Source organism: Acidisphaera rubrifaciens HS-AP3 (assembly GCF_000964365.1).
GTDB lineage: Bacteria > Pseudomonadota > Alphaproteobacteria > Acetobacterales > Acetobacteraceae > Acidisphaera > Acidisphaera rubrifaciens.
This window is the reverse complement of the sequence record NZ_BANB01000443.1, coordinates 1-1,716: the sequence shown is the minus strand read 5'-3', so window position 1 is coordinate 1,716 and position 1,716 is coordinate 1. Positions and strand designations below refer to the sequence as shown.

Here is a 1,716-nt window from a genome sequence, read left to right as displayed (position 1 = left end):
GTCATGGCGGTAGCGGTCGATCGCATCGACCGGCACGTCCGGGCCCGCGTCCCGTCGCCCGTCGCCGCGCACGAGATCGGACGGCACGTCCACCATGGCGGCCAGATTGGCGGCGTTGGCGCCGGTCGGATGCCATAGCCCGTCCCGATAGAGGGGATCGATCGCGTTGCAGCCCGCGCAGGCAAGGAGCAGCGCGGCAGCGACTATGGTGCGGGGGGCCATGAGCCGAGACGGCATCATTGGATCACGAAGCCTGCGTCGCCGGGGATGCGCGTGGCGGCGTCCATCGCGACTGGCGATCCGGAGGAGCCGCGTGCGGTCTGACGCAGCAGCAGAATACGTTCGAGATCGTTGGGCGGCCGCCAGCCATCGGTGGGGGCTGCCAGACGCGCCGGGTCGGAGACCGGGCGGACGATGTAGGGCGTCACGACGATCACCAGCTCGGTCTCGTTGCGCTGGAAACTGTCAGACCGGAACAGCGCGCCCAGGATCGGGATGTCGCCGAGGAAGGGGATGCCGGTGGCGGCAAGCGTGGTGCTGTCCTGCAGCAGGCCGGCGATAGCGAAGCTCTGACCGCTGCCGAGCTCCACCGTCGTCTCCGCACGCCGGGTCGTCAGCGCCGGGACCGAAATCGACGAGTTGCCGGCGCTGAGGGTGACGGCGCCCTGCGTGGACAGCTCGCTCACCTCCGGGCGCACCTTCAGGCTGATGCGGTCATGGTCGAAGACGGTGGGCACGAAGGCGAGGCTGACGCCGTATTGCTTGAAGTCGATGGAGATCGCGCCCGCCTCCTGTCCCACCGGGACCGGGAACTCGCCGCCGACGAGGAAGCTCGCGGTCTCGCCGCTCATGGCGGTGAGGTTGGGCTCGGCCAGCATGTGGACCAGTTGATCCTGTGCCAGGGCGTCGATCACGCCGTTGAGGTCGAAGCCACCCGGGCCCGCCCCGACGGCGCTGAGCGCCCCGATGGCGGTGCCGGTGTAGGGCGCCGTCGCCAGGCCGATCGCACCCCAGTGGCCGAGCTGACCGCCGAGATTGTTCCAGTTGAGGCCGAGGCTGCGGGTAAGCGAGCGTCCCATCTCGGCGATGCGGACACGCAGGTTGACCTGCACGGCGCCGGCGATGGCGAGCCGGTTGTCGAGGGTCTGATGCGGCGCGAGATAGGCGCGGGCGGCCGTGGCGGCGCGTTCGGCCTCGGACGCGGTGGTGACGCTGCCGGTCAGCGCGATACCGTTGCCGGTCGTCTCGACGTGTATGGGGCGGCCGGGGAGCGCTTGGGCGATGGCCGCCTGTGCGCCCGCGGCACCGTAGCCGGAGGGTGTCACCATCACGGTGTACTCGGCGACCGTGCCGCCGGCCGCGTTGAGGGCGGCGACGGTGGTGCGGCCGGGCCCGACGCCGAAGACGAACAGGCTCGTCGGGCTCGCCGGTCGCACCTCCACCACTTTCGGATCGGCCGCGAAGACGGTGGCCGCCGGTCCCCCGAGCTGGACGACGCGGCCCATCCCGGCCTCGATCGACAGGCTGCGCGCGCCGGGCCGGCCGTGTTCGCGCGGGGCGGGCGTCGCGTGTCCGGGTTGCGAGAACGGGATTTCGGGCGAGGGCGGGTCGGACAACGAAGGCTCCGCCGCGCGGGCCTGCGACAGCGCGAGCGGCAGCAGGAGGAGGAGAGCGGCCAGCGGTCCGTGCGGCCGGCCGGCCGTGGTCGCCGCGTGG

1 protein-coding gene and 1 pseudogene are annotated in these 1,716 nt (G+C 71.9%); both read right to left on the bottom strand.

From position 1 onward, the window contains the following. Positions 1-237: pseudogene (locus B8460_RS12705) on the bottom strand (hypothetical protein); the annotation flags it as partial. After that, a partial coding sequence (locus tag B8460_RS12700; protein ID WP_052945236.1) for a type II and III secretion system protein family protein occupies positions 237-1,716 on the bottom strand: 1,480 nt, incomplete at its 5' end. The gene B8460_RS12700 and the pseudogene B8460_RS12705, both read right to left, overlap by 1 nt.